8 protein-coding genes and 2 pseudogenes are annotated in these 5,854 nt (G+C 62.8%); all 10 read right to left on the bottom strand.

From position 1 onward, the window contains the following. Window positions 1-1,105 (bottom strand): annotated as a pseudogene (gene fliD / locus Q427_RS19785) (flagellar filament capping protein FliD); the annotation flags it as partial. Between the two features lie 108 nt (window positions 1,106-1,213). Then, window positions 1,214-1,501 (bottom strand): HigA family addiction module antitoxin, encoded by a 288-nt coding sequence (locus tag Q427_RS19780; RefSeq protein WP_043516832.1) that lies wholly within the window; start codon window positions 1,499-1,501, stop codon window positions 1,214-1,216. Window positions 1,502-1,510: 9 nt separating this feature from the next. Continuing rightward, window positions 1,511-1,792, bottom strand: a complete 282-nt coding sequence (locus Q427_RS30460; RefSeq protein ID WP_081786114.1) for a type II toxin-antitoxin system RelE/ParE family toxin — start codon at window positions 1,790-1,792, stop codon at window positions 1,511-1,513. Window positions 1,793-1,883: 91 nt separating this feature from the next. Beyond that, complete coding sequence (locus Q427_RS29230) at window positions 1,884-2,618, bottom strand: EAL domain-containing protein (RefSeq protein ID WP_197030751.1); 735 nt, start codon at window positions 2,616-2,618, stop codon at window positions 1,884-1,886. Then, the gene (locus Q427_RS35630; protein WP_081786112.1) at window positions 2,588-2,947 is read right to left on the bottom strand and encodes a diguanylate cyclase domain-containing protein; all 360 of its coding nucleotides are present in this window, start codon (window positions 2,945-2,947) and stop codon (window positions 2,588-2,590) included. Before Q427_RS35630 ends, Q427_RS29230 begins: the two co-directional genes overlap by 31 nt. After that, entirely contained in the window at window positions 2,890-3,216 is a 327-nt protein-coding gene (locus Q427_RS35625; RefSeq protein ID WP_051496551.1) for a GGDEF domain-containing protein, read from the bottom strand. The genes Q427_RS35630 and Q427_RS35625 overlap by 58 nt, the downstream gene beginning before the upstream one ends. Beyond that, window positions 3,213-3,449 carry a diguanylate cyclase domain-containing protein gene (locus Q427_RS35620; protein ID WP_051496550.1) on the bottom strand — a complete coding sequence of 79 codons (237 nt, stop codon included), beginning with the start codon at window positions 3,447-3,449 and terminating at the stop codon, window positions 3,213-3,215. The genes Q427_RS35625 and Q427_RS35620 overlap by 4 nt, the downstream gene beginning before the upstream one ends. Next, window positions 3,392-4,446 (bottom strand): annotated as a pseudogene (locus Q427_RS19765) (sensor domain-containing diguanylate cyclase). Before Q427_RS19765 ends, Q427_RS35620 begins: the two are co-directional and overlap by 58 nt. Before the next feature lie 442 nt (window positions 4,447-4,888). Then, window positions 4,889-5,041 (bottom strand): OmpA/MotB family protein, encoded by a 153-nt coding sequence (locus Q427_RS34520; protein ID WP_231613816.1) that lies wholly within the window; start codon window positions 5,039-5,041, stop codon window positions 4,889-4,891. Window positions 5,042-5,070: 29 nt separating this feature from the next. Then, on the bottom strand, window positions 5,071-5,466 hold the full coding sequence (locus tag Q427_RS34515) for a hypothetical protein (RefSeq protein WP_231613815.1): 396 nt from the start codon (window positions 5,464-5,466) through the stop codon (window positions 5,071-5,073). Window positions 5,467-5,854 lie beyond the last annotated feature (388 nt).

The raw sequence follows: 5,854 nt of genomic DNA, 5'->3' as shown, positions 1-5,854 counted from the left end.
GTGCTGCTCATACAGAAATACCGGCAGCGCCACCACGAACACACATCGCGGGAGGCAAACAGGCAGAGTCGCGCCGCCGACAGCACGTTGACCGCCCGCGACTTGGAGAACACTTCGGAGAACTTGGGCTTGACCTTCTGACGCCCCAGGTCGGCGCGCAGCCGCCAYWCCACGGTTCGCAGGGCGCTGTCGCCGAGCAGCTCGCCGGCCTGCCCCGTCTCGCTGTCAAAGGCGCTCAACTCGCCGGTGGTGGCCTTGAAGCTGTTGTATGCTTCGACGAAACCGGTCACCGCTTCCCGCACCGCACGGGTGTCGCGCTCCACGTTGATGGTGCTGCTGCCTTCCTGGGTCAGGCTGAGGGTGACATCCTGTATCGCCCCCTCGACCTGGTTGGAGCGCTGGTGATGTCGATACCATTGACGGTCAGTTGGGCATCCTTGCCAATGTTGTCGACGGCTGTCGCGGTGTCGCTGAAGCCCACGCCATCGGCCAGGGCAACGTCGCCCCAGTCCATGCCGGTAATGGAGGCTTCCTTACCCGTTTCGGTGGACATCAGGGCCAGGCGGTAGCCTTCGCCATCGTTGACGATCGAGGCACTGACCCCAGCTTGCTCGGCATTGATGGCGTCACGAATATCCGCGAGCGTGCTATCGGCGGCGATATTGATCGGCAAGTCAGGACCGCTACCGTCACCTGCCGGGTCGAACTGCAGTCGCAACTCACCACCGCCACTCACTACTACGTCATCCAGCGTCTCGATGCCCTCCAGCCGCGCCGTGGCATAGCTGCCGGCAGAAGCCAGGGTCTGCACCTCGACGTCGTAGCGCCCCGGGCTGGCGTCCGGACCGGCAGCGGCCTGCACCGCCTCGCCGCTGACATCCGCCGAGAGGCTCTGGAAGAGGGAGGGATCGTCCAGGGCACTGACCGCCCCCTGGAAGCCGGAGAGCGCGCCCTGCAGTTCACCATAGGCCGAGAGCTGAACCTGCTGGGACTCTATCTGCCGTTCGATGGGCTCGAGCTTGCCGCGTTCGGCGTCGTTGAGCTGGTCCAGCAGACCGTTCAGGTCGAGGCCGGAACCGATGCCGAGGGAGGAAATGCTGGCCATGAGAAACTGCCTTGTGCCGATGAATTCGGGTGTCGTGCAGTAACCGCTTGCTCGATACCTTCCTTATCTACCTCATGTCGGCAGCTGGCTGAAGAACTTTAGAGAAAATTACGCGGCGTAGGGCCGAATACCATCGTAGCGCTGGCCACGTTTGGCTTGTTCGAGATCATAGGCGTTCTGCAAACGCAGCCAGTAGCCCTCACTGGTTCCAAAGAAGCGAGACAGCCGGAGGTCGGTATCGGCGGTAATGGAACGCGCCCCACGCGTGATCTCGCCGATCCGGGTGGCAGGCACGCCGATGGCCGTCGCCAAACCGTTCTTGGTCAGGCCCATCGGTTCGATGAAATCCTCCAGGAGGATGTCACCTGGGTGAATGTTGGGCAGGCGCTCGTTCATGACACCTCCTCAGTGATCGTCGACAATTTGGACATCGTAGGCGTTACCGTCCTCAAAGCGAAAGCAAAGACGCCATTGATCGTTGATGCGGATACTGTATTGGCCTTCACGATCACCTCGCAGCATTTCAAGACGATTGCCTGGAGGAATACGAAGATCATCTATTATGCTGGCCGCGTTGAGCTGCCGTAATTTCTTCAATGCCGTGCGCTGCATATCCTGCGGCAGTTTGCGAGCCACTTTTCCATCGGCAATAGTTGCTGTCGCTCTATCCCTGTAGCTTTTGATCACCGATTGTCCTCTCTAGCATGAGGGCCAATATAACGCCTTGCGTCATATAACGCAAAGCGTTACCCCATTCCCCGCTAAAATCAAGATCATTTCAGCGAGTCAAGCAGCAACATGGACGCTGCTCAGGCCAGTGGCGGCTCCCCCCAGGCATGCCAGCGCCTGCCAGTCGCTCCGCTCGGGCCACTGCGCCAGCCAATCGGGCAGCGCGTCGGGCGCATCGGCCGGGCGATGCCGTACCTTGGGCCAGCCGACAGCCCCGGGCCAGCAGCTCGCGGGCATGTTCCAGGGTTTCCACCCCTTCGGCCAGCAGCGTGCGTCCGAAGCGCCGGGACATATAGATGACGCTCTCGACGATGGCCAGGTCACTGGGGTCGCTGAGCATATCGCGGACGAAGCTCTTGTCGACCTTGATCAGGTCCACCGGCAGCTGGCGCAGGTAGGTCAGCGACGAGAAGCCCGTGCCAAAGTCGTCGATGGCCACCTCCACCCCCATCGCCTGGCAGCGGGAGATAGCGTCCAGCGCCGCCTCGATGTCATGCATGGCGGCCGTTTCGACCACCTCGAGCTTGAGGCGGTCGCTGGTCATCAGGGGGTTGAGCGCCAGCAGTCCATCCAGGCGGTCCACGAAGTTCGGCGTCAAGAGATGGGAAGGGCTGATGTTGACGCTCACCGGAAGACGAATGCCCAGCTGCTGCCAGCAGCCCAGCTGTATCAGCGCTTCCCTGAGCACCCATTCACCCAGCGCCACCTCCAGCGGGGTGCCTTCGATCAGCGGCAGGAAGGTATCGGGGGGCTTCAACCCCTCTCTGGGGTGCTGCCAGCGCACCAGGCCTCGAGCCCGATCACCTGGGCCGTGGCCATGTCAATCTGGGGCTGGTAGTGAAGGCAGAGTTCGCCGCGCTCGATCGCCCGGGCGAATCGGCGTCGCTGAGCCAGGCGCTGCTGGAATAAGCGATCCTGTCCCGGGTCGAAGCGGTTCAGGGTGTTGCGGCCATTCTGCTTGGCACGGTACATCGCCTGCCTGGCATGGCGCAGCAGGCCATCCGACTCCGAGTGGTCGTCGGGATAGCTGGAGACTCCCAGGCTTGCGGTAATGGTCACCGCCTCACGGTCGAGTGAGAACGGCTCGGCAATGACCCCCAGCAACCTGTGCAAGACGCTATCATCGGCAGCCCCTGAATCATCAGCACGAACTCGTCGCCGCCGGCATGAACGACGGCGTCGTGGCGATCCAGGTAGTGATCGAGCCGCTGTGCCAGGGCGGCGATCAACCGGTCGGCCCGCTGATGGCCCAACTGCTCGTTGACCTGCTTGAAGTGGTCGACGTCCAGGGCACAGACGGTGAGCTCCCCGTGGCACTGGATCGCCGTGGCAAGCGCTTCCTGCATCATTTTCGATAGCTGCATGACGTCGGACGCAATCATCGGGCATCCTCTCCCTCAGCCATGTCGGCAACCGGCACCACGGCCCTTTCTGCCGTCATGACCTCGATCCGGTTGCGCCCTCCCTGCTTGGCGCAGTAAAGCGCACGGTCCGCACGTATCAGCAGGTCACGCGCCACGTCGCCGGGGTGATAGGACGTCAGGCCGATGCTGATGGTCACCGAGGCGCCTGGCAATTCGGCACCGGCCACGTCGCTGCGAAGCCGCTCGGCCAACTGCAGGCGCCTTCCATCGGCGTGCCCGACAGCAACAGCGTGAACTCTTCCCCACCCCAGCGCGCCAGCAGGTCGGTCTTGCGCAAGCGCCTCTGGACGCAGGCCGTCAGGGCCGTGAGCACGGCATCGCCACATCGTGGCCATGGGTATCGTTTACCGCCTTGAAGTGGTCGATGTCGAACAGCATCAAGGCGAACTCGCCCCCCTCCTTCTCGGCCAGCCTGACAGCGGTGATCAGGGCACGGTCGAACGTGCGACGATTGGCAGCACCGGTCAGGTGATCGCGGCTGGCCTCACGCGTCAACGTCTGCTCCATCTGCTTGCGCTCGGTGATATTGTGGAACACCGACACATAGTGGCGCACCTCACCATCGGCGCCCTTGACCGCGGTGATCGACTGCCATACCGGATAGATCTCGCCACGCTTGTTGCGATTCCATATTTCGCCCTGCCAGTGCCCTCTTGTCTCCAGCGACTGCCAGAGTCCGGCGTAGAAGCTGGCATCGTGGCGGCCGGACTTGAACATTCGCGGCGTGTTGCCCAGGACCTCTTCGGCGGTGTAGCCGGTGATGGCGGTGAAGGCCTGGTTAACCCGCTCGATGCGCATCTCGGCATTGGCGATCAGGGTAGCCTGGCCGGTCTCGAAGGCGGTGGCCAGCAGGCGCAACTCCTCCTCCTGACGTTTACGCTTGGAAATATCCTCCTTGACGGTAATGAAGCTGATCACCTTGCCATGCTCATCCTTGATCGGCGTGATGACCTCATACTCCCAGTACTCCTCGCCACACTTGCGTCGGTTGAGCATCTCGCCACGCCATATCTCACCGCTCCGCAGTGTCCGCCAGAGCTCATGGTAGGTCTCGGGCGAGGTCTTGCCCGACTTGATCACTGAAGAGGTCCGGCCGATGAGTTCGTCGCGACTGTAGCCGGTGATAGCGACAAATTGCCGGTTGACATACAGCAGGCGCCCGCTGGGGTCGGTGATGGCAGTCGCCATGGGACTATGCTCCACGGCGGTATAGAAATGCTTCAGCGATTGAACCAGGGTACCCGGCGAGTCACTGGCATCGATGTGGTCCCAGGCATCAGGCGATGGATCGCCCGCCGGGAACTCATGTTGCTGCGTCATGCATGGCCCTCTCCGGGAATTGGCTCATGGGGAACGGCTGACACTTCCCCCTGTAAACCAATGTTAATTCCCGTCGCCGCAAATGTACAACTTCTGAAGAGGTTAATTTGGATTTTAATGACATGCGTCAAGATAATTGAGCCGCAGTGCACAATACCTGCACAGTTTCTGTACAACTAATGTTGCGCATGAAAATTATTGTGCATGAATGATCACCTCAACCCGGCGATTCTGGGCCCGCCCCTCGACGGTATCGTTGGCCGCCAGCGGACGCGTATCGGCCAGGCCCACGGCACGCAGGCGCTGGGGCTCACGCCGGCCCGTTCAAGGCATGCACGATGGCGATGGCACGGGCGCTGGATAGCACCCAGTTGGAGGGGAATTCCGGGGTCTGGATGGAACGGCTGTCGGTGTGCCCTTCCACCGCCACCTCCCCATCGTGACGCTGGATCACTTCGACCAGACGCCGTACCAGCGCCTGGCCATCCTCGGTCAGCTCGGCCTCGGCGGTGGGAAAGAGCCATTGGTCCTCGACGCGAAGCTTGATCCTTCGGCAACACGGGAGACCGACACGCCCTCGAGGTCCGGCAGGTAGGGAGCCTCCTCGACGCGCTCCTCGAGCGCCCGCTGCAGCGCCAGCGAACCGGTGATGGCGGTGGGCGACACTTCCCGCACCCGCGCCGGGGGTCTGTCGGTGAGCACCAGCATGAAATCGGCCAGCGGAGAAGGCAGGTCACCCTCTTCCGCCAGCAGCGGCTGCGGCAGTCCGCGTTCACCGGGGGCGATTCCCGGCACCCTCCGTTCCGCCCGCTGCGAGAGCAGCGCCGACGGGGTGGGCGGTGCGACGAATCCCGGGGGGGCATGTCGGTCAGCTGTTGCAGCCGGCATGGCCAGCAATAGAGGCGCCGCGGCAACCGGGGGCGGTGCCACTGGGCGAGGCAAGCCGGCAACGCCCAGTGCGGCGGAGAGTGCCAGGGGCTCAGGTGGCCTGCCGGAGTCGACGGCGGCGAGTGGTTGGTCATCGCCCAGCGCAGTTCACCGGGCAGGGGAATGACCATGGGTTCCGGGGTGTCGCCGAGGCCAGTCGTGTCCGTACCACGCTCACTGGCGTAGGTGATGGTAAACAGCAGCACCATCAGGGCCACCAGCAGCGTCATGATATCCAGGTAGCCGATCATCCAGGCACTGTCCTGGTCGGGGTCGGAATGGGTCGCCGTCAGCGAGCCATGGCGCATGGGGCCACGATGATCGCTATCGCCGCTGGAGTTCAATCGGG

The sequence above is a fragment of the Halomonas sp. BC04 genome (assembly GCF_000568385.1).
Note: the sequence above shows the minus strand (reverse complement) of the source record. Positions and strands in the feature narration are given on the sequence as shown.